The organism is Caldicellulosiruptor morganii (assembly GCF_026810225.1).
In the GTDB taxonomy this organism is placed as follows: Bacteria; Bacillota; Thermoanaerobacteria; order Caldicellulosiruptorales; family Caldicellulosiruptoraceae; genus Caldicellulosiruptor; species Caldicellulosiruptor morganii.
In genome coordinates, this window is the sequence record NZ_CP113865.1 from 1,210,171 (window position 1) to 1,231,944 (window position 21,774).

The 21,774-nt window shown below is 33.5% G+C and carries 17 protein-coding genes and 5 pseudogenes; 18 read left to right on the top strand and 4 right to left on the bottom strand.

Features of this window, described 5'->3' with window-relative positions; all coding sequences use genetic code 11:
• The first annotated feature begins 59 nt into the window (after positions 1-59).
• From OTK00_RS05890 to OTK00_RS05905, 4 genes are read left to right on the top strand one after another with little or no spacing between them, the layout of a single operon-like run.
• Entirely contained in the window at positions 60-3,233 is a 3,174-nt protein-coding gene (locus OTK00_RS05890; RefSeq protein WP_045169458.1) for a type 2 lanthipeptide synthetase LanM family protein, read from the top strand.
• Between the two features lie 17 nt (positions 3,234-3,250).
• Positions 3,251-3,979, top strand: coding sequence for a flavodoxin family protein (locus OTK00_RS05895; protein WP_013431711.1), 729 nt, complete (start codon positions 3,251-3,253; stop codon positions 3,977-3,979).
• A gap of 26 nt (positions 3,980-4,005) precedes the next feature.
• Positions 4,006-4,641 carry a hypothetical protein gene (locus tag OTK00_RS05900; protein WP_232841611.1) on the top strand — a complete coding sequence of 212 codons (636 nt, stop codon included), beginning with the start codon at positions 4,006-4,008 and terminating at the stop codon, positions 4,639-4,641.
• A 22-nt stretch (positions 4,642-4,663) separates the two neighbouring features.
• The gene (locus OTK00_RS05905; RefSeq protein ID WP_013431713.1) at positions 4,664-4,852 is read left to right on the top strand and encodes a bacteriocin; all 189 of its coding nucleotides are present in this window, start codon (positions 4,664-4,666) and stop codon (positions 4,850-4,852) included.
• Positions 4,853-5,305: 453 nt separating this feature from the next.
• Here OTK00_RS05905 and OTK00_RS05910 read toward each other — a convergent pair.
• Positions 5,306-6,318: pseudogene (locus OTK00_RS05910) on the bottom strand (ISNCY family transposase); the annotation flags it as partial.
• A gap of 56 nt (positions 6,319-6,374) precedes the next feature.
• Between OTK00_RS05910 and OTK00_RS05915 the strand changes: the two are divergent.
• Positions 6,375-6,596: a hypothetical protein gene (locus OTK00_RS05915; RefSeq protein ID WP_045169459.1), complete on the top strand. Its 222-nt coding sequence runs from the start codon at positions 6,375-6,377 to the stop codon at positions 6,594-6,596.
• A 234-nt stretch (positions 6,597-6,830) separates the two neighbouring features.
• Here OTK00_RS05915 and OTK00_RS05920 read toward each other — a convergent pair whose 3' ends face one another.
• Positions 6,831-6,992 carry a hypothetical protein gene (locus OTK00_RS05920; protein WP_268760841.1) on the bottom strand — a complete coding sequence of 54 codons (162 nt, stop codon included), beginning with the start codon at positions 6,990-6,992 and terminating at the stop codon, positions 6,831-6,833.
• A 353-nt stretch (positions 6,993-7,345) separates the two neighbouring features.
• Here OTK00_RS05920 and OTK00_RS05925 point away from each other — a divergent pair.
• Positions 7,346-7,828: pseudogene (locus tag OTK00_RS05925) on the top strand (cysteine peptidase family C39 domain-containing protein); the annotation flags it as partial.
• 108 nt (positions 7,829-7,936) lie between these two features.
• Here the strand turns inward: OTK00_RS05925 and OTK00_RS05930 are convergent.
• A complete protein-coding gene (locus OTK00_RS05930) occupies positions 7,937-9,181 on the bottom strand; it encodes an IS110 family RNA-guided transposase (RefSeq protein ID WP_045168741.1) in 1,245 nt (414 codons plus the stop codon).
• Between the two features lie 492 nt (positions 9,182-9,673).
• Here OTK00_RS05930 and OTK00_RS05935 point away from each other — a divergent pair.
• The 7 genes and pseudogenes from OTK00_RS05935 to OTK00_RS05965 form a co-directional block, all read left to right on the top strand.
• Positions 9,674-11,440 (top strand): annotated as a pseudogene (locus OTK00_RS05935) (peptidase domain-containing ABC transporter); the annotation flags it as partial.
• Complete coding sequence (locus OTK00_RS05940) at positions 11,437-12,837, top strand: HlyD family efflux transporter periplasmic adaptor subunit (protein ID WP_045169460.1); 1,401 nt, start codon at positions 11,437-11,439, stop codon at positions 12,835-12,837. The pseudogene OTK00_RS05935 and the gene OTK00_RS05940, both read left to right, overlap by 4 nt.
• Before the next feature lie 82 nt (positions 12,838-12,919).
• The gene (locus OTK00_RS05945; protein ID WP_045169461.1) at positions 12,920-13,177 is read left to right on the top strand and encodes a Blp family class II bacteriocin; all 258 of its coding nucleotides are present in this window, start codon (positions 12,920-12,922) and stop codon (positions 13,175-13,177) included.
• Positions 13,178-13,414: 237 nt separating this feature from the next.
• A complete protein-coding gene (locus tag OTK00_RS05950; protein WP_268760842.1) occupies positions 13,415-14,413 on the top strand; it encodes a M48 family metallopeptidase in 999 nt (332 codons plus the stop codon).
• Between the two features lie 385 nt (positions 14,414-14,798).
• Entirely contained in the window at positions 14,799-15,002 is a 204-nt protein-coding gene (locus OTK00_RS05955) for a transposase (protein ID WP_268760843.1), read from the top strand.
• 4 nt (positions 15,003-15,006) lie between these two features.
• A pseudogene (locus OTK00_RS05960) lies at positions 15,007-15,309 on the top strand (transposase).
• Between the two features lie 26 nt (positions 15,310-15,335).
• Positions 15,336-15,635, top strand: coding sequence for a transposase (locus OTK00_RS05965; RefSeq protein WP_268760844.1), 300 nt, complete (start codon positions 15,336-15,338; stop codon positions 15,633-15,635).
• A 326-nt stretch (positions 15,636-15,961) separates the two neighbouring features.
• Here the strand turns inward: OTK00_RS05965 and OTK00_RS12280 are convergent.
• A pseudogene (locus tag OTK00_RS12280) lies at positions 15,962-16,160 on the bottom strand (IS1182 family transposase); the annotation flags it as partial.
• Between the two features lie 415 nt (positions 16,161-16,575).
• Between OTK00_RS12280 and OTK00_RS05975 the strand changes: the two are divergent.
• The 5 genes from OTK00_RS05975 to OTK00_RS05995 all read left to right on the top strand — a co-directional run bounded on the left by OTK00_RS05975 (position 16,576) and on the right by OTK00_RS05995 (position 21,181).
• Positions 16,576-18,780: a peptidase domain-containing ABC transporter gene (locus OTK00_RS05975; RefSeq protein ID WP_045169464.1), complete on the top strand. Its 2,205-nt coding sequence runs from the start codon at positions 16,576-16,578 to the stop codon at positions 18,778-18,780.
• Positions 18,777-20,177, top strand: a complete 1,401-nt coding sequence (locus OTK00_RS05980; protein WP_045169465.1) for an HlyD family efflux transporter periplasmic adaptor subunit — start codon at positions 18,777-18,779, stop codon at positions 20,175-20,177. Before OTK00_RS05975 ends, OTK00_RS05980 begins: the two co-directional genes overlap by 4 nt.
• A gap of 90 nt (positions 20,178-20,267) precedes the next feature.
• Complete coding sequence (locus OTK00_RS05985) at positions 20,268-20,528, top strand: hypothetical protein (RefSeq protein WP_045169466.1); 261 nt, start codon at positions 20,268-20,270, stop codon at positions 20,526-20,528.
• Between the two features lie 86 nt (positions 20,529-20,614).
• Positions 20,615-20,857: a hypothetical protein gene (locus tag OTK00_RS05990; protein ID WP_045169467.1), complete on the top strand. Its 243-nt coding sequence runs from the start codon at positions 20,615-20,617 to the stop codon at positions 20,855-20,857.
• A gap of 111 nt (positions 20,858-20,968) precedes the next feature.
• A complete protein-coding gene (locus OTK00_RS05995; protein WP_268760840.1) occupies positions 20,969-21,181 on the top strand; it encodes a hypothetical protein in 213 nt (70 codons plus the stop codon).
• Positions 21,182-21,774 lie beyond the last annotated feature (593 nt).

The following is a 21,774-nucleotide window of genomic DNA, read 5'->3' on the forward strand; positions in this document are numbered from 1 at the left end:
CAAAAAAGAGAAAAATTAAATGAAGTAAAAGATATTATATACTAAGAGGAGGAGCAAAATTGAAAGAAATAAAAAAATGTTTAGAGTCTTCATATATTGATGAAATGCTCAAAAAATTGATACCTGAAATACTTTTCATAGATGAAAGGATAAGGCTATACAAAGAATTAGGGTTTTGCAATTATAATATTGAACAATTAGAAGAGTGGGTAAACACTAGAGGGCTTTTCTATAGGGAACACTTTTATGAATACCTTGATTTAAAAGGTCTTACAGTAGAAGATATGGCTTTAGCATTTAAAAAGTTAACAGAAGAAGAAAAGAATAAACTTTTGGAAAAAGCAAAACAGTTAGATTGCATAAATTTAATTACGGAGTTGATAATTAATTATTTAGAGGAATTTGAAAGTATTGATGTTGATTTATTAAGGAAAGATTTTGGAGTATCATTGGATCTACTTATGTTGCCGTTTATATATTATTTATCAAAAAAATTAAGAGATATTAGAGAAAACATAATAAACTTTCAAATAGACAGTCGAGCGATAGAAAGTATAGTAAGACAGTTATCCGAGTATTTGATACAAATATCAATCAAAGCTATTATATGTGAACTGCACGATTATAAAGAGAAAGGGCTACTTAAAGGGGAGACTGGTGAAGAAAGATTCCAATTTTTCATAGAAGATAGATTTAAAGAACCAAAAAAATTAATTGATTTTTATCTGAAATATCCGGTTTTATTAAGAAGATTGGCTAAAAAGACAAAAGATTTTACTGAATTTATAGAGAAAATGCTGACTGATATTGATAAAAGTTTTGTAAAGATATGTGCCAAAATAGATATAAAAAATGACGTATCGTATCGAATAACCAATATTGAGTGTGGAAAAGGAGATGTTCATGAAAGATGCAGGTTTACTGCAATAATAGAGATAGAAGGTGAAAAGAAATTAGTTTATAAACCGCGCTGTTTAAAAGTAAAAGAAAAATTTGAGGAATTTATAGGTTGGATCAACGGAAATGCAAATGCAGTTGTTCCTGATTTTCTTAATTTAATAGTAAATAAAGGGGTATACGAAGAAGATTTTACAATTGAAGAATTTGTTACATATGATTCTTGTGAAACAGAAGAAGAAGTAAAAAGATATTATATCAGGTTAGGTGAAATTGGGGCATTAATTTATTTACTTGGAGGAAATGATATTCATTATGAGAATGTAATAGCACACAGAGAATATCCTGTTGTTGTAGATTTGGAATCGTTATTTCAGGGAGATACAGCTGTGTTTACAGGTGAAAGTGATGCCTATATTATTGCATTTAATAAAATAATTAAATCAATAGCAAGAACAGGTGTATTGCCATTTGCCTTTGGGGGTAACAATTTAGATTTAAGCGCAGTGGGTGGCGATAAGCAAAAAGTACCATATAAAGTTTTGAAATTAGTCGAAGCAGGGACAGATAACATGCATCTTGAATACGATGAAGCGGAGTTAGGACCTGCTCAGAATATACCTTTATTAAATGGGGAAAAGGTCGACTACAAGGATTATGGTAATGACATAATATATGGAATAAAGATGATATTTGATTTTGTTACGAAAAAGAAAGAAGAGTTTTTAAGCAAATTAGAGATATTTCGAGGAGAAAAAGTTAGGAAAATAATAAGATCTACACAATATTATGCAAGAATGATGGATTTTTCTACACATCCTGCTTATTTATCTGATGCTGTTAAATTTGAAAGACTATATTTGAATATGTGGGCTTCTCCATATAAAAACAAAAGAATAGTTTTATCTGAAATTAATGATATGTTAAATGATGACATTCCTATCTTTTATGGATTGACTGATTCTAAAATATTGATAGATTCATTTGGAAAGCAAATAGAAGATTGCTATGACAAAAGCAGTATAGAGGAAGTAAAGGAACTTATAGGTAATATTGATAATAATTTTATAGAAGAACAAGTAACCCATGCAACAGTAGCCTTAGGTCTTTTTGAGAAGTTGGTTAATAAGAAATTTGAGTGTATTGAAAAATTAAATTTTGAAGAAAATGATATAACATTAGAGAAACAGCAAGAATTACTTTTAAATGGCATAAAATTCTTATATAATGAAATAGTAAAGGAAGTTATATGGGATAATAATAAGAAGACATGTTCATGGATTAGTCCAATATACGATAATAAAAATAATTTATGGAAACTGAGTCCACTAAGTATTGATTTTTTCAGGGGAGTTGGAGGAATATATTTATTTTTGAATTATTATTCAGAACTTTTGTTAGATAAAAATGAGGAGTTAAAAGAACTTTTGAACGCATTACAGTATACTTTATATAAAGGGATTAAAGATGGTGTCATTGAAGCTGGCAAGAGGAAAAATAATGAGTTTATTATGAATTCAATAAATTCAATTATTCAAGCTATTTATGTATTGCTTGTAAGTCAGCCAAAAAACAAAGATCGAACGTTATTTGAAGTAATAGAGCTTTTATTAGAATTATTAGAAAACAAGGCTAATTTAATTTTAGATGATAAGGTTATGTTTGAGATTGACTTTAATATTATTATTAAAATACTTATTGAGTTATATAAATACACAGGATTAGATAAATGCTTAAAACTAGTGGAAATTTTTTTAAATCAATTTTATAAATCAACATGTACAATTAAGAGGGCAGATAATATATATAGTGGATACGGCATGTTAAGTGTTAATTTATGTGAATTGAGCCACCTAATAAACGATGTATCCTTTTTGGAGCAAGCGAAGGAGTTATTAGACAGAAATTTTAAAGATTATATTAATACACAAGATTGTTCTTTTTATTCGGGCTTAGGAGGCTTTTTAATGTGCCTATCTCAAGTTTATAATAAAGCAAACGAAATTTCAAATTTTCTTCCAGTTATAAAAAAACACATAGTAAAAATGGGGAATAAAATAAATATAGATGATTCTGTTTTTTATGGAGCAGCAGGGGAAATCGAAGCAATTTACAGTATTTACAATCTTACAAAAGATGATGAAATAAAGAGTATATTAAACAAAAGAGTTCAATATATGCTATCGAGATATAATAAATTAGGGAGTTTTAACATTAAATCATTAGAAAAATTCAAAACAGTCTACTTTTCACAAGGATTGAGCGGCATAGGATATACCTTATTAAGAATTTATAATTTATCAAAACTACCTAATGTGTTGATTTTTGACACCTAAAAAGGAGTGAAAACAAAATGAATAAAAAAATATTTTGTTATGTGGGTAGTCCTAGAGGCGAAAAATCAATAACAATCAATTTAGCCAGAAAACTATTAACATATTTAAGTCATCGTAGTGAATGTATTTATAAAATATATTCACCGTCTGAGCTGAAATTAGAAAAATGCCTGGGTTGTGAATGTTGTTTCAAAAATGGTAATTGTGAATTAGATAAGGTTGATAATTTTGATAAAATAAAAAATGAGATGATTTCCTCGGATGTAATAATACTTGGGACACCTGTTTACGCTGGAACAATTTCTTCTTATTTAAAAGAATTTATTGAAAGGCTATCTTTGTGGTTGCATATATTTAAACTTGCCGGCAAATGTGGCGTAATTATTGCAACTTCTACTGGAAATTCTTTGAATGAGACTGCTTATTACCTGAGAAGAATAATGCATGGATGGGGAATTAGTGATATATATACCATGTTAATTCCTGTTCAAACAAATGATGATTTAGAAAAGGCAGAAATAAATGAAGAAATAAATAGGTGCGTAGAGTATCTCTGTAGTTTTCTTTCTGGTTTAAAGAAACCAGCAAGTAATAATTATTTGGAACAATACTTCCAGACATTAAAAAAGTTATATTTACCTGTTAGAAACTTCGAACATTATGAAGCTAAATATTGGAATGAGAATGGTTTCTTTGAATTAAACAGTTATAAGGAATTATTAGAAATTCTATATAAAGGAAAGTGATTCGAAAGATTATCAAAACTATAGGGGTGAATTTTTTGCTGAGCGTAATATTAGCAATATTAAATGGTATTTTAGCAGGACTCTTTGTATATTGGACAACAATTATTATTCATGAATTAGGGCATGCTTTTGCAGGATGGTTGGTCAGAGCAGAAATAAAAGCAGTGGCATTTGCCCCTTTTTTATACAAAGAAGGTAAGTTTTTGGTTATGAATATAAAGAAGCTCAAATCGATGTTATTTAGTTTTAGGGCACCTTTTGGTTGGGTGGATTTTCAATTTCCTTTGCCTGATAAAGATAACAAAAGAGAAATTTTTTTAGCTAAGATCAAAACGATATTTATTATAATGAATGGTCCAATATGGCAAATAATTTATTTGCTTGTGATTTCAAAATTGTGCTTGAACTGTTTTGATTCTAATGGAATATATTCACAAATAGAAATTTTTGCAACAGCGATATTAGGCTTTGTTGTTTCTAACTTCGTGATGTCTTTTATTTACAATGGCTACAAAGAACTTATTATTTTTCCTATTCTTTTTTTGAAAGAAAAAGATCCCGATATTATTATAAATATCTTGGAAATAATATTGTATGATGAAAGGTTAACTGCTAAGTTTTATCCTGAAAAGAGTAATGAAAACAAAATAGTTAATTATTAGAAAAAGAAAGGAGAAACAAAACATGCCTGAATATAATAAAAAAGATGGTGTTGGAAAGTCATTTGAAGAACTTGATGAGGAAGAAATGAAAGAAATAATTGGGAGTGAAGAAAAAAACAAGAAGTCAATTTTAGTTTGTATGTTAATAAGTGGAGGAGTTTCAGCAGTTGTTTCTTTAATTACATTTGAAGTAACAAAAAAGCTTATTTAGAATGTATTGAGACTTTATTTTATTTTGTTTATTGCAACAGCGAATAAGAAATTAACTTGCAATAATTACCACAACAAATTTATATAAGGACGGTTCAAAAAATAGTTGAGTCTACATAATTGTGTAAAAAGGGATTGAGTCACCCCTCACACTCTATCCCGAAAATAAAAAACTGCCGAAAGAGACAAAAAACAATAACTATATAAACCTATAGCATTCCACTTTAAAAAAATTACTCTATAGGTCTTACAAGGCATTGTATTAAATTGTGTACACAAACCTTATACTGCATTCTCCACAGTGACTTTTAATCCTAATGATTCTAACTTCTTGATGGACTGTTTCACAATTACTTCTTTCTTGCGTTCTTCATAATAGTTTACTCCTAAGTCATTATTTGTATCTTTTCACTTTAATAAATAATACACTTTTAGGCATTTGCAAAATGGGTGGTGATTGTAGGTGGTAAATAGTCTGCTCCACGGTAACACGTTTGTGGTAGAGGTCTAAAAACTCTTGAGAATTTCTGTTTATACCTGGGAAAGACCGAAAATCGTCAGGGTAAGTGTAGAATGTTCTACCTGATTTAGAGGTAGTACATGGGTGAGGGCAAGAACAGGTACGTTTGCCATCTTTGTAAGAAGACATAGGGCAAGTCCATTTAAAACGCACAGAACGATTTTTACCCTGACATTTGCCTTCAGGTTTAAAAGGTTGATTGAACTTTTTGCAGATAGGGACACCATCTTCAGATATAACGATATTAGGGCTTGATGTAGGTGTAGTATTTTTAGAGGTTTTTGTAGGCAGAATAATAACGATTTTGGAGAAGTTGAAGGTGTTTTTTAAAGTGGAGTAGATGTTATGTGAATCCAAGGCGCTGTCAGCAATGAAAGTGGAGAAATTTTTGGGGATATAAGAGAATAAAGTTTTTAGCGAAGGAATTAAAGCTTTAGAGTCGCAGATACTTTTATGCTCTATAGGGTCAGAAGAAGTAGAATCAGAGTTAAACAGAGGTACTAAAGCTAAAGGGATACCGAGAGCGTTGGTTATGACAGCAAATTTTAAAGCCCAGCAGAAATGGCCATTTACAAACATAAGGCGGATATTAGAATTAGCATTAGCAGTTTTAGGCAAAGAGGAACATTGCCATTTAGGTTACAGAAAGAACGAAGTTCATAGGAGTTAAGAAGAACAGCCCGAAGCTGAGTAAGGGTATTGAGTTTGAGTAATTTTTGGACAAAGAAGCAGAGAAGCATAGATTCTAAGGAGAAACATCTATGCTTGCCAAAGTGTTTATAGTAAGCATTGTAGAAAGAAGAAGGTATGTAGTTTGATAAGTCGATGAATTTATTAAATAAGCCCAAAAGGCTTTCAGGCTTGTAGAGAGCCGAAGCCTTTTTTACTACAACTATGAGGAGGGTGACCAGACTTTTTGAATCTTTATAAAGCTTGATAACGCTCATATTGAGCGTTTCTGCAAAAGGCTAAATATTTAAATTTAGAGTTGGGGGATATTCTTATGCTGATAGTTTTTTTTATATTATATTCTATTTTAGCCTTTTTATTTGTATTAGGAATGGTTAAGAGTAAAAAGAAATGGAGTAAAATTGCAATTATAATACCAATTTATTTGGAGTGTGTATCTTTATTTGCGGTTTACAAACAAAGTGTTGGCTTATATGGCTTAGGAGGTTTAGTAATATTTATAGTATTTTTGTTAAAAATACTAAGGATAATTTAAGATATTACAATTATACGTCAAACAGAATAATTCAAGGCTGCCAGTTGAGAAAGATCATTTCATATGTTCTGGAGCGAACTGGCAGCCTTGAAATTTTGTTATAATTGGAATTTTAAATATTTGACTTAAAGTAACTACTTTTCTAATATTAGAAAAGAAAGATTTATTAATATTTATTAGATTAAAGAAGAGATTAGAGTAAATAGATGGAGCAGAATTTATATTGGATAATTTTTATTTAGCAAGTGATATAACGAAAATAGCAGTGTGTGCAGAAATCCTTTTCTGATTTATACCTGCCATTTTCACATACTTTTCAACAATGTATTGAACAGCTCTTCTGCTAAATTTTTTATCTTCCCTTATGCTTTGTTGCAGCTTTTCTCTAAAGATCAAAATTATAATACGATGGGGCTTTTTTCTTTTGTTACTACATTTACTCTATATGGTTATTTCTTTTATTCAACAAACTATATAATTTTAACTATTTGCAAATTTGGCCTTGATATAAACTCAAGAAAATCGAAGAAATTTTAAGCTATTTAAAGAAAAGTGTATTCTGAGCTCAAAATTTAGTTGAAAATTGGCTAAAAAAAAAAAAAAACGGGATTGACAGAGTGAAAATGTATAAGATAAAATTTGCATAGAAATTCCAAGAAGATGTTTACAGAAAAAATAGTTCAAGTACAAAACAGCCTAAATAAGAAAATAAAGAAGCAAATATATCAAAAATCAAGTGGGATGAAGAGATGAGGAAAAGATACTATTGTGTAAAGCAGCATGATATAACCGATTGTGCAGCAGCGTGTTTGGCAACAATTTGCTTGCAATATGGAAAAGAAGTATCGATAGCCAGAATAAGGCAGATAGCAGGGACAGACAGGTTTGGCACAACAGCATATGGAGTTGTAAAAGCTGCTGAAAAGCTTGGATTTGAAGCAAAAGCAGTCAGGGCAGAAACTAAGGAGGCAATATTTGAGAAAATACCACTTCCGTGTATAGCACATGTACTGATAGATGGCAAGCTATTTCATTATGTTGTAATACATGAGATAAGAAAAGAAAGGATAGTGATAGCAGACCCGGCCAAAGGAATAGTTAAGCTAAAGCCAGAAGAGTTTTTTAAAATATGGACAGGCATTTTGATACTTCTTGTACCAAATGAGAGGTTCAAGAAAGGAAAACAAGAGACAAACGGTAAAATGTCAAGAGGGTTTTTAAGAAAAATTTTTTAGATTATTAGGCGAAAAAAGGCAATAAAATACCTGGCCGCACAGCATGGTAAAATTTAACTGGCAGCTTGTTCAGAGAAAATTATTAAACTAAAAATTTGAGATTAACTAAGTATTGTAAACATCACCTCTTTCTTGATATATTTGACCTTTGCTGAGCATTGCAAAGATCAGAGGAATTAAGCGTCTTGCGGTGAGGACGAGGGCACGTTTATGCTGGTGTTTGGTAACCTCTGAGAACTTCTTGTTGTAGAAAGCTTTGTAGCGTACTGTGTGCACCCTTACACAGTTAGCAGCTTCAACAAGATAGTATCTCAGGTATTGGTTACCACACTTAGCTAATGAGACATCTTGGGCATTGAAATTGCCTGACTGATATTGAGTCCAAACCAGGCCAGAGTATTTAGCTAAAGCAGCTTCATTTTTGAAGCGCTTGATATCACCGATTTCAGCGATGATGCCGGCTGCGAGAACGTCACCTATGCCAGGAACGGTTGTTAATGTTTGAGAGAAAGCTTTAAGAAGTTTTGAGATTTCTTTGTCAAGTTTTTTGAGTTGTTCTTGCATAAATCTAATGTTTTCAAGTGTCATAGACAAAGCTAAATCATTTGCCTCAGCCAACAGAGGATGTAATCTAAAGGAGCGATTAGCAGCAGTTTTAAGTATTTCAGCAATTTTATTAACATCTGAGAGTCTATTGTTGCCGTTATCGGATACGAATTTAATTAAGTCTTCTAAAGGCATAGAAGCGATATCATCAGGTGTAAAGTTTTCGATGATAGCGCAAGATGCCTTACCGAAGATATCTGAAAATGGGCACTCTTGAGAATAAGTAGAGAATTTAAGGTATATGAGATTGAGAGCTCTGTTTTTTTCGCGAGTTAGATTATGAACAAGGTGGTAGCGCATTCTGGTAAGGCGTTGCAGTGCAGCAAATTTAAAATCTGGCAAAGGTGTTGGATTTAGTTTACTGAACCTGACACATTCAGCAATAACGATAGCGTCAATATTATCTGTCTTAGGCAAGAAAGTGTAGATTTTTTTAAATCCTTTGACGATGCTTGGGTTAAGTACGTAGAAGGTTGGTTTGTAAGGTAGTAGTTCAGAAGAAGAAGCAAGATGAAGGTGAAGATGCCATGTGTAATGTGAAGTTGCTTCCATGCCAAACTTAATACAGGATAGATTATACTGGCTGAGACAATCAATAACTCTTTTGATTAATTCGTTAGCGCCTTCTTGATTGTTAGGCAAGGAAAAAGGTTTTTTAATCAAGTGATTACCGGCATCATCGATGAAGAAGATAGAATTTGACTGACTACTGATATCAATGCCCACGATTAATGTATTAGGCAATTTAAAAGCCTCCTTTCTAAAGTGTGGTGTTAGGAAAAGAGTTAAGCCCTTTATCCCTGGGGATTACATGTAATGCAGCCTCGCCGATATTAGAGCTACGGAGCAGTTTACAGGGTGCACACATCTGATATGCTCAAATCAGATGTGGTAAACTGACCATGCACAGCAAACGAGTAAACATTACTCATGTAATCCTTTGGGGTTCAGTCTCTCACAAGCTGTGGCGTGCAGTTATCAAAGCACGTCCAGCAGGGGGTGACAAAAAATATCCAACAAACTAAAATCAGGCTTAACTTTTTTCTGATTTTAGTTTACCAAAGATAAAGGGCAAATTTAAGCTGTAGCAGTCAATTTTAATATTCAATTTTTAAGAAGTGAGTGTTTTAAGAATGGGAATTTATTTTAATGAATTTCCAGTAATCAATTGGTACTAATAATTTAATGTACCAATTGAGATATGAATTTTTTATTGATTTGATAATCATATTATACGAGGGGGTTTTGAAAAAGTTTTTTAAGTTATTGAGACCACAGAAGAATTTGATATTGAATATTTTTGCAGTGTCAGTTGTATATACCTTGCTTGGTATAGTGGCAGCGTTTTATTACAAGTTTTTGATGGATGATGTAATACCAAATCTTTTGAAGAATACACTTCACGTTATAGCAGCAGGTGCGATACTGATTACAATATTCAAGGTGATATTAGGAGCATTCAGGGTAAGGCTTTTGATACATTTAAGTCAGAGATTGGATATTAAACTGATGCTGGGTTATTATGAACATGTATTAGAGCTTCCGATGAGTTTTTTTGGTAGCAGGAAAATAGGAGAGATAATTTCGAGGTTTATGGACGCGTCAAAGATAAGGGATGCAGTATCAGGTGCGACGCTGACGCTAATGATAGACAGCATAATGGCAGTGGTAGGCGCAATTATTTTATACCTGCAAAATCCCACGTTGTTTTTTATAGCCATTGTGATGGTTTTACTGTATGCAGCAGTTGTGTTTGGATTTAACAGGGTATTGAGGGAAGCGAACAGGCAGGAGATGGAAGACAATGCAATTTTGACATCATATTTGGTAGAGTCACTAAATGGAATAGAGGTAGTAAAGGCATTTAATATAGAAGAAGATGTGAATTTTAAGACAGAGAGTAAGTTTGTGAAGCTATTAAAAGATGTTTTCAAGGTGGCGAATTTAAACAATTTGCAAAGTAATATAAGCAGCGCAATAGCAGCGGTAGGAGTTATGGTAATACTATGGGTAGGAGCAGACAAGGTAATAAATGGGCAGATGAGCATAGGAGAGTTGTTTACGTTCAATGCACTGCTTGCATACTTTGTAGACCCGATAAAAAACCTGATAGGATTGCAGCCGATGTTGCAGACGGCGATAGTTGCAGCCGAAAGGCTTAGTGAGATTTTGGAACTCGAGAGTGAGTTTCAAGAAGACGAAGATAGGAAATTATCACCCAGTTTGAAGGGTGATATAGAGATAGAGGGTTTGAACTTCAGATACGGTACAAGACAGCTTGTGCTAAAAGATATAAATCTTAAGATAAAGAATGGTGAGAAGATAGCGATAGTAGGTGAGAGTGGTTCAGGTAAGACCACGTTAGCAAAATTGCTTTTAGGATTTTATGATTATGAAAGCGGAGAGATAAGAATAAATGGCTATAACTTAAAAGATATAAACAAGAAGCATTTGAGGGAGAAAATAGCGTATATATCACAAGACATCTTTTTGTTCAGTAGCACAATATTTGAGAATCTGGTACTTGGAAACAGAGATTTAAAAATGGAAGAAGTAATTGAAGTGAGCAGATTAACAACTCTGGACGAGTTTGTATCAAAACTTCCTTTGAGATACAATACCATGATAGAAGAAAATGGGACAAATTTGTCTGGCGGGCAGAAGCAGCTAATAGCAATAACCAGGGCACTTTTAAAAAGGCCCGAGATAATAATAATGGATGAGGCGACCAGTAACCTTGACTCTGTAACCGAGCAGGCGATAGGAAAGGTTATAGATAAGGTGTGTGATGGGATAACCACTATAATAATAGCGCACAGACTGTCCACTATTTTGAAATGTGACAGGGTTGTTGTAATGCATGAAGGCAGGATAGTAGAGGTAGGAACGCATGATGAGCTGATGAGAAAGAAAGGATATTATTATAACCTGTGGAGAGAGCAGCTGATGGGACTTGAGCAAAAAGGGCTATGGGATTTGGTTGGGAGTGCAGCAAAGTCATGAGAGAGGTAATATATGATTTTGGTGAACTTAAGGAAAGTAAGCTCTTGTATGAATCAGAGATTCCAAAGTATGGACTTTATATTACATACATTTTGCTTGCCTTAATAATAGGGCTTGTTTTGTGGAGTATTGCAGGAGAAATTGATATAAATGTAAAGGTACAGGGGATAATAAGACCCTGGGAAGATGAAGCAAGGATCATAAGTTATGTTGGTGGGAAGATAAAAGAGGTTTTTGTAAAAGAAGGTGAGTATGTAAAGAAAGGTGAGATTTTATTCAAAATTGATGATTGGGAGTATGTAAAAAAGAAGAATTTTTTGAAACAGCAACTTAACGAATATGAGAAAAAGATTAAAGATTTAAAAGAATTGAGAAATTGTATAGAAAAAGGAGAGAGTCTCAGAAACAAAGATAACGCATACCATTTGAGATATCTGAGTTATAGTTATGAGATAAACAAATTGAGAAAAGCAGCAGAAGAAGCAAGAGTACAAAGAGAATACAGTATAATGGATTTTAAAAAGCAGATTGAGAGTTTGGATGAGAAAATCAAAAATATTGATAAATTTGAAAGCACGTTGAAAGAAATAAAAGAGATTGTCGACAAAGGTGAACAAATTAAGCTTGCCAAATATGATATAGGGTATATGGGATTTATATTGAGTGAAATAGAAGTTTACAATCAGCAGGTGAAGGCAAAATTGGATGGTAGTGATATACAGAAGAAGATTTTAGTATCGAAGATAGATTTGAAACTTGATGAGCTGAAGCAGTCAAAAAGTGAGTTGGTTTTACAAAAACAAAAAATAGAAAGGCAGCTGAAGCTGCTAAACATTTCAGGTGATGATACAAAAGGAGATATTGAGAAGTATCAGCTGGACATGCTGCAGCAGATTGATAATGAGATTAGTAATTTGAGTAATGAAATAAAGAACCTGAAAATCAACTTGGATGAAACTGAGAAGTTGATAGAAAGCTGTAGTGTAAGAGCGGAAAAAGATGGTTATGTGGAATACAGTAGCGAAATGGTCAGTGGTGTGGTAGTAAGGAGCGGAACTGAGATTGGCAGAATAGTTAACAGTCAGGCAAAAGGTTTTAAGATAATTGGATACATACCAAACACAAAAAGCAGTGGTATAGAAAAAGAGCAAAGAGTAAAGGTGAAATTGACAGGAGCAGGTGGCTTGAATGTAGTAGAAGGAAAGGTTACCAGGGTATCACGGGATATAAAGGTAGCAAGTCAAAGTGGGCAAGGATTTTATGAAGTTGAAGTAGAAGTGAAGAATGTTTCAAAAGGTATTAATTTGAGGGCAGGGCAAGCCTGTGAGATGAGCATAGTGGTTGAGCAAAAGCGAGTGATTGAATGGGTTTTAGAAAAGATGGGATTGAGGTTATGAGGTGAGGCAACAACCCTTTCATCAGCCGGCTGTGAGGGTTGGGATATAGTAAATAATACTCAAACGAAGGAGGGTTAGAAAAATGGGCGGAGTGGTATTACAAAATAACTTTTGTTATGAATTAACAAATGAAGAACTTGTGTATATTGATGGTGGCGAATGGTCATGGAAGGAATTTGGTAAATCAGTTGGTGCAGGAGCAGTTGGAGGAGGAATCTCTGGTGCAGTAGCTGGGAATATGGTTCTACCAGTTGTTGGCACAGTGCCGGGATGGTTAGGTGGAGCAATTGTAGGTGCAGTTGGTGGAGCTGTAACGTACGCATTATTTGGATGGTGGTAAAATTAGGACAAGACATAGGGGGCATAAACCTCCTATGTCTTGTGTTTTTGTAAATAATTGAATGGAGGTGATATTCGAGTGACTTTGTATATTCTGATTTTTTGTTTTGTAGTAGCAGTTAATATTTTATCATCTGTTTTGATTAATAAGAGTATACTTAGGTCATTGTATAATGGGTTAAAAACTCGTGAAGATGTTCTTTATAAATTTAATTTGTTACATAATTATCTCCAAGGATTGATTATAATAGTTTCAATTTTTATATCAGGATATGCCATGGCTAATATTCTAAAATATATGAGAATAACTAGAAATAAATTATTAGCGATAATTATTGCTGTAGTGTTAATATTTTTTTTCACTTTGTTAGATCAAATTTTATCGTATGAAACATATAAGAAACTGAGAAATGTTGATTTAAATTTATCAGATATATTGAAAATAACATTGAGACAATTATTAATAATTGTTTTTCCAACATTGCTTGTTTTAACAGGAAGAAATATAATACGAGAAATAATAAGAACAAATGAAGTTATGGACTATATTATATGGGTTTTGTTAACTCTAATATCAATTTTAATATATCCATACACATTAAAACTTTTATTAAGAGCAAAACCATGCAAATCTCATGATTTAATTATTGAATTATCCAGCTTTTTAAAAAATCATAATATACAAAAGGCAAATATTTACATTTGGCCTTCTAAAAACGAGAAAATAGCAAATGCTTATATATGTGGTCTAATAGCAAAATATATTTTTATTTCAGATTATTTGGTTTATAATCTTGACATGGATGAAATCAAAGCAGTACTTGCTCACGAAATAGGACATTGGAAAAAACATCATATAGAAATAAGAATACTTTTGATGTTATTCACATATCCTTTATTTCTAATTGTAAGTTCTTTCTTAGATTATTTAGCAACATTTAAAAATATAAATATACCTATTCCAATAGGTATATTTATTACATTTTTAGTTTTCTTCATATATATAAGCATGATTTTAGGTATTTTTCGAAAACAAGAATATGCTGCAGATAAATATGCAATTATGACTGGAGTAAAGTATGAGGTTTACCGTTCTGCATTATCAAAGCTTGCGTTGTTGAATGATTTATCTAAGCATACAAACATAATTTGTGAAAAGTTACAAACACACCCCCACATTGAAAGACGAATTTATTACATTACAAATATTTACAAACAACTAAAAAGAGAGATTTGAAAATAATTTAATAAAATATAATCATGATAAAATGTAAATGAAAGGTGGTATTGTTGCATGATAAAGATTATTTTGTCATTTATAGGTGGCGCTATAGCTGCTGGTATATATATCATTCTAAGTAAACTGAAAAAGAAAAAATAGGCTTGTGCAAATGATTATAATGAATTTTTGTTGTTAAAAAAACGTAGCTGTTTTTAAATTCAGCAATATATGTAAAAATGATAACACAATATTGTGTGTAATGAAGATACAAAAGAGAAAGTAAAGCTATAATCAAATAATTAATTGAAAGAAATTTTGCATTGCCTTTTTACAACAGGCCCAAAAGATGAAAAATTAGCTAAGTTGTTGAAATCAATACTTAATCAAATTTTAGCGTATCTTGCTCCTGAACAAATTAGGGCTTAAGCCTACCGAGAGAACAAAGGAAAGACAAGATTATCGCAATGAATATTATTCCAGGAATTTAATTACCAGAGTAGGGACTTTAACTTTGAAAGTACCAAGACTTCGTAATGGTAAATTCACTACAGATCTTTTTGAACGTTATCAGCGAAGTGAACAAGCACTTTTATTGGCTATTTAGTGAGATGGTGGTAAATGGAGTATCCACACGAAATATTGAAGAAATTACTTATGAGTTATGTTGGACTGAGTTTTCAAAGGCTACTGTTTCAGAGCTTTGCAAAAATCTTGACCCCTGTAATTAGCCAGTGGAATTCGAGGTCTTTAGGAGAAAAGAAGTTTCCTTTTGTGTAACCTATGCAATGGTTGTAAAGATAAGAAAAGAAAGTGGTGTTCGACAGAGAAGTTTATTGATTGGTGTAGGTGTAAACGAAGAAGGTTATAGAGAAGTACTTGGAGTTATGATAGGTAGAAAGCAGAATCAGTAGAAAGCTGGGGAGAATTTTTCTCATGGTTGAAGGAAAGAGGGCTCAATAGAGTTGATTTAGGTGTTTCAGATCATCACAAAGGGCTTGTACAGGCGATTTATCGACATTTCCAGGGAGCTACATGGCAGAGGTGTCAAACTCATTTTGTGAGAGCTATATTTGAAGCTCCGGATGCAAAGACAGCAAAGGTACTTTTGAATCAAGTGTTGGAAGAGTCCAAAGATAAAGCCCCAGAAGCAATGGAAGTTTTAGAAAAAGGATTTGAAGATGCGATAGGAGTTTTAGAGCCTCCAGAGCAATATCGAAGGAGGCTTTGCACAGGCTAATATGTTGGAGCGACTGAATGGAGAAATTCTGCGCCGAGAAAGGGTTATAAGATATTTGTTAGCCGAGAGTCGAGTATTCGCTTAATATAGGTGCTTTTATTGATGGAACAGGTTGGAAAATAGCCATCTACGAGGAAGTAAGAAGAAGATGAAAGAATTATTGAAAGAATATTTTGAGTGGCAAGAGAAGATAAAGGAAGGGGTTAGGAAAGAAGTTGTTTTGGTGAAATGAGCAATGTTGAGGCCGTTAGTTTGGAAGTGAGCGTAGAAAATGTTTTTAAGGCTTTAATGTAGTAACTGGTAAATTATAACTTCTTATATTATAACCAGAGGGGAATTTTACACAAAAATTTGGGCTTGACCCTACTTGTACCATCGCCTTTGTACCTTTCCATTATGGTGGATATATCAATGATTTTATCAATTACTCTGACCAGATGATTTTGAGGAAAAGCTTCTGGGTCGATAGGCGTCAAATTATGAGCTGTAATTTTTAAAGACAACTTTATCATGTTTAAGAGCCATGGATTATCATCTCATGTTATCATTTTTGATATATTATATCGTAATGTCAAAATATCAAAATTAAAAAGGACTGCCCAATTATCAATTTGGACAGCCCCTTATTTTTTTAAATCTGGTTCATATAGAGTTAAGTTTGGACTTAAATCCTACGATAGTAGCAACTTTGTTTTATTCTAAACTCAAGAAAATCAAAGCAATTTCAAGCTATTTTAAGAAAAACGTAATTTTAGCTCAAAAATTGGCGAAATATCGTCAAAAAAAAGAAAAAACGTAATTGGCAGTGTGAAAAAGTATAAGATAAAATTTGCATAGAAATTCCAAGAAGAAGTTTACAGAAAATATAGTTTGCGCATAAGACACCCTAAATAAGATAATAAAGAAACGATCACACTAAAAAATTAAGTGGGATGAAGAGCTGAGAAGCAGCTACTATTGTGTAAAGCAGGATGATATAACGGACTGTGCGGCAGCAAGTCTTGCGACAATTTGTTTGCAATATGGAAAGGAAGTATCAATAGCCAGAATAAGAGAGATAGCAGGGACAGACAGGTTTGGCACAACGGCATATGGTGTTGTAAAGGCGGCAAAGGAGCTTGGTTTTGAAGCAAAAGCAGTAAGAAGCACAACCAAGGAGGCAATATTTGAGAAAATACCACTTCCGTGCATAGCGCATGTGCTGGTAGATGGCAAGCTATTTCATTATGTTGTAATACATGAGATTAGTAAAGAAAAGATTGTGATAGCAGACCCGGGGAAAGGGATTGTGGAGCAAAAGCCTGAAGAATTTTTTAAAATATGGACAGGCATTTTGATACTGCTTGTGCCAAATGAGAGGTTCAAGAAGGGAAAACAAGAGGGAGTTTTGAAAAAGTTTTTTAAGCTCTTAAGTCCGCAGAAGAGCTTGATATTAAATATTTTTGCAGTATCCATTGTTTATACCTTGCTAGGGATAGTGGCAGCGTTTTATTACAAGTTTTTGATGGATGATGTAATACCAAATCTTTTGAAGAATACACTACATGTTATAGCAGCAGGTACAATACTGATTACGGTATTTAAGGTGATATTAGGAGCCTTCAGGGTAAGGCTTTTGATACATTTGAGTCAGAGATTGGACATTAAACTGATGCTGGGGTATTATGAACATGTGATTGAGCTTCCGATGAGTTTTTTTGGTAGCAGGAAGATAGGAGAGATAATTTCGAGGTTTATGGACGCGTCAAAGATAAGGGATGCAGTATCAGGTGCAACTTTGACGCTAATGATAGACAGCATAATGGCAGTGGCAGGCGCAAGTGTTTTATATTTGCAAAATTCAACGCTGTTTTTTATAGCACTTGTGATGGTTTTGCTGTATGCAGCGGTGGTGTTTGGATTTAACAGGGCATTGAGGGAAGCGAACAGACAGGAGATGGAAGACAATGCAATTTTGACATCATATTTGGTAGAGTCACTAAGTGGAATAGAAGTAGTAAAAGCATTCAATATAGAAGAAGATGTAAATTTTAAGACAGAAAGTAAGTTTGTAAAGCTTTTAAAAGATGTGTTCAAGGTAGCGAATCTAAACAATTTGCAGAGTAATATAAGTACTGGTATAGCAGCGGTAGGAGTTATGGTAATACTATGGGTAGGAGCAGACAAGGTAATAAATGGGCAGATGAGCATAGGAGAGTTGTTTACGTTCAATGCACTGCTTGCATACTTTGTAGACCCGATAAAAAATCTGATAGGATTGCAGCCGATGTTGCAGACAGCAATAGTTGCAGCCGAGAGGCTTAGTGAGATTTTGGAACTCGAGAGTGAGTTTCAAGAGGACGAAGACAAGAAATTATCACCCAGTTTGAAGGGTGATATAGAGATAGAGGGTTTGAACTTCAGATACGGTACAAGACAGCTTGTGCTGAGGGATGTAAATCTTAAGATAAGAAGAGGAGAAAAGATAGCGATAGTAGGAGAGAGTGGTTCAGGGAAGACCACGCTAGCAAAACTGCTTTTAGGATTTTACGATTATGAGAGTGGAGAGATAAGGATAAATGGCTATAACTTAAAAGATATAAGCAAGAAGTATTTGAGGGAAAAGATAGCATATATATCTCAAGAGATCTTTTTGTTCAGTGGTACGATATTTAAGAATTTGGTATTGGGTAACAGGAATATAAAAATGGAAGAAGTGATTGAAATAAGCAGATTAACCACACTGGATGAGTTTATATCAAAACTTCCTTTGAGATATAATACGATGATAGAAGAGAATGGAGCAAATTTGTCAGGTGGGCAGAAGCAGCTTATAGCGATAACCAGGGCACTTTTAAAGAAGCCTGAGATAATAATAATGGATGAAGCGACCAGCAACCTTGATTCTGTAACCGAGCAGGCGATAGGAAAGGTTATAGAGAAAATATGTGAGGGGATAACAACCATAATAATAGCGCACAGGCTATCGACCATATTAAAGTGCGATAAGGTTGTGGTAATGCATGAAGGTAGGATAGTAGAGGTAGGAACGCATGAGGAGCTGATGAGAAAGAAAGGGTATTATTATAACCTGTGGAGAGAGCAGCTGATGGGACTTGAGCAAAAAGGGCTATGGGATTTGGTTGGGAGTGCAGCAAAGTCATGAGAGAGGTAATATATGATTTTAGCGAACTTAGGGAAAGCAAGCTTTTGTATGAATCAGAGATTCCAAGGTATGGACTTTTTATTACATATATTCTGCTTGCCTTAATAATAGGACTTGTTTTGTGGAGTATGGTAGGAAAGATTGATATAAATGTAAAGGTTCAAGGGATAATAAGACCTTGGGAAGATGAAGCAAAGGTGATAAGTTATGTTGGAGGGAAGGTAAAAGAGGTTTTTGTAAAAGAAGGTGAATATGTAAAGAAAGGTGAGGTTCTGTTTAAGATTGATGATGAGGAGTATATAAAGAAGAGGGATTTGTTAAAGCAGCAATTGAGCGAATATGAGAAAAAGATTGATGATTTAAAAGAATTGAGAAATAGCATAGAAAAAGGAGAAAGTCTCAAGAATAAAAATAATGCGTACTATTTGAGGTACTTGAGTTATAGTTATGAGATAAACAAATTGAGAAAAGCAGCAGAAGAAGCAAGAGTACAAAGAGAATACAGTATAATGGATTTTAAAAAGCAGATTGAGAGTTTGGATGAGAAAATCAAAAATATTGATAAATTTGAAAGCACGTTGAAAGAAATAAAAGAGATTGTCGACAAAGGTGAACAAATTAAGCTTGCCAAATATGATATAGGGTATTTGGGATTTATGTTAAATGAAATAGAAGTTTACAATCAGCAGGTGAAGGCAAAATTGGATGGTAGTGATATACAGAAGAAGATTTTAGTATCGAAAATAGATTCAAAGCTTGATGAGCTAAAGCAGACAAAAAATGAGTTGATTTTACAAAAACAGAAAGTAGAAGGGCAGCTGAAGCTGCTAAACATTTCAGGTGATGATACAAAAGGAGATATTGAGAAGTATAAGCTGGATGTGCTACAGCAGATTGATAATGAGATTAATAATCTAAGTAATGAAATAAAGAATTTAAAAATCAGTTTAGATGAAACAGAGAAGTTGATAGAAAGCTGTAATATAAGAGCGGAAAAAGATGGTTATGTTGAATACAGTGCTGAATTGGTCAGTGGAGCGGTGATAAATGGTGGAGCTGAGATTGGCAGAATAGTTGGTAGCCAAGCGAAAGGATTTAAGGTTATAGGATACATACCAAATACAAGAAGCAGTGGTATAGAAATAGGGCAGAGTGCGAAGGTGAAGATAGCAGTGGCAGATGGGTTGAAGGTAGTAGAAGGGAAGGTTGCAAGGGTGTCACAGGATATAAAGGTAGCAGAACAGAGCGGGCAAGGGTTTTATGAGGTTGAAGTAGAAGTGAAGAATGTTCCAACGGGTATTAATTTGAAAGCAGGGCAAGCCTGTGAAATGAGCATAGAGCTTGAGCAAAAGCGAGTGATTGAATGGATTTTAGAGAAGATGGGATTGAGGTTATGAGGTGAGGCAGCAACCCTTCTATCAGCCGGCTGTGAGGGGTTGGGGTATATCAAAAAACTGAGATAACAGGAAGAGGAGGTTTGAGGTAATATGCATGAGATAGTTAATGAGTTGGAATTTATCGATGCAGGTGGTTTTTGGGGGAATGTACTTATTGGTGCTTGCACAGTTGTAGGTGGTGTTACAGGGTTCTTTGCTGGAGGTATTGCAGGTGCAGCTGTAGGCACTGTAACGCTTCCGATAGTTGGAACTGTTTCTGGGGCAACTGTAGGTGCATGGGCAGGTGCAGGCGCAGGGGCTTTAGCAGGAGCAAGTGCAGGGGCATCGTTAGCGGCATATTGGGGTATTTAATTAATAAATGAAATTTCATACACCGCTAATGCTAAGTCTTGACTGGTACAGGTAGTATGTTATGATTGGAGGTTTAAGATAATTAAATGAATAATAAAGAAGGATTTTTTGTAAAAGTATTTAATATTCAAAACAAAAAACTCCCGAAGATTTCTTTGTATTTTATTATTGCTGTAATTTTTGAATTTGGAGTAGCTCTACCTGTGTATTCATATTTGTCGAAAAAAATAGGAACAATATTACTTATTTTAGTATTGTTAGTATTTGTAGCAATATCAATTTATGGTATTATAAAAACTTTAAAATACCTCTTAAACAAGAAAAAGTAATTGAGTAGTCATGAAAAAAGCACACATATTTGTTGGCTCTTTATCAAGAAAAGCTTTGAGGTATTATGAATGAGGTTATACCATATACAGCCTAAACAATATATAGAAATTATGAACTATGATGTAGATCGGGAAGCTGTAGTAGTTGGTGCAGCTCCTGTTCTTACTACAGGTAGGTTGGACTGGACAGCAGGTTTAGCTTCAATTCCTGTTATGTATATTTTAGGAGCAGGGAGGGCAAGCGAAATTTTAACTGCTGGATTATGTTGTGTAGGGGCAGCAATAGGTGGTGCTGCTATGGGCTCTGGTTTTACTAAGAAATAACTTTAAAGGAATCAGGGGCAGTAGCAAGATTTGGGATGCTGCTGCCCATACAATCAGTATATTTTTTAGGGGTGCGGAAGGGAAATGTATTTCAAAAATATTATAAAAAAGATAAGGATGGCGACGTTTTTGATTTCTTTCATTACAATTTCAGTTTCTATTATGTTTGCAGGAAATTTGCTGTTAACAAAAAAAGGTCTATAATATATCTTTTATTATAAGATTAGCTATTATTTTGTTCCGTTAGTACTAAGAACTATAAGTATTCACTTTCAAAGCAACCTGATGAGGTCAAAGAAAGAATAATAAAAGGCTTTGTTTGGACACAATCGATTCTGCTTTTATTAGCAATATTGTTAACAAAAATGGGTTTTTTGAAATAATAGTAATACCTATTGCAATTAGAAATGACTATAGAATGAAAATGTATTGTCCATATATTGATTATTTCAATATTAGCTATATGGTAAATACAACTTTATTTTAACTCTGTTATCTTATGGCGTACGTAGTTTAAAAAACAGTTTATCATATATAATGAATATTTGTTGTGTTAATGGCTAATGGCAACAACCTCTGTTTGCGGCCGCAGG

What these genes read in the sequence shown, in the direction of transcription:
- OTK00_RS05995 (WP_268760840.1), top strand. Translation starts at nt 20,969, where the DNA reads ATGAACTATGATGTAGATCGGGAAGCTGTAGTAGTTGGTGCAGCTCCT.
- OTK00_RS05895 (WP_013431711.1), top strand. Translation starts at nt 3,251, where the DNA reads ATGAATAAAAAAATATTTTGTTATGTGGGTAGTCCTAGAGGCGAAAAA.
- OTK00_RS05980 (WP_045169465.1), top strand. Translation starts at nt 18,777, where the DNA reads ATGAGAGAGGTAATATATGATTTTAGCGAACTTAGGGAAAGCAAGCTT.
- OTK00_RS05945 (WP_045169461.1), top strand. Translation starts at nt 12,920, where the DNA reads ATGGGCGGAGTGGTATTACAAAATAACTTTTGTTATGAATTAACAAAT.
- OTK00_RS05905 (WP_013431713.1), top strand. Translation starts at nt 4,664, where the DNA reads ATGCCTGAATATAATAAAAAAGATGGTGTTGGAAAGTCATTTGAAGAA.
- OTK00_RS05990 (WP_045169467.1), top strand. Translation starts at nt 20,615, where the DNA reads ATGAATAATAAAGAAGGATTTTTTGTAAAAGTATTTAATATTCAAAAC.
- OTK00_RS05985 (WP_045169466.1), top strand. Translation starts at nt 20,268, where the DNA reads ATGCATGAGATAGTTAATGAGTTGGAATTTATCGATGCAGGTGGTTTT.
- OTK00_RS05915 (WP_045169459.1), top strand. Translation starts at nt 6,375, where the DNA reads ATGCTGATAGTTTTTTTTATATTATATTCTATTTTAGCCTTTTTATTT.
- OTK00_RS05940 (WP_045169460.1), top strand. Translation starts at nt 11,437, where the DNA reads ATGAGAGAGGTAATATATGATTTTGGTGAACTTAAGGAAAGTAAGCTC.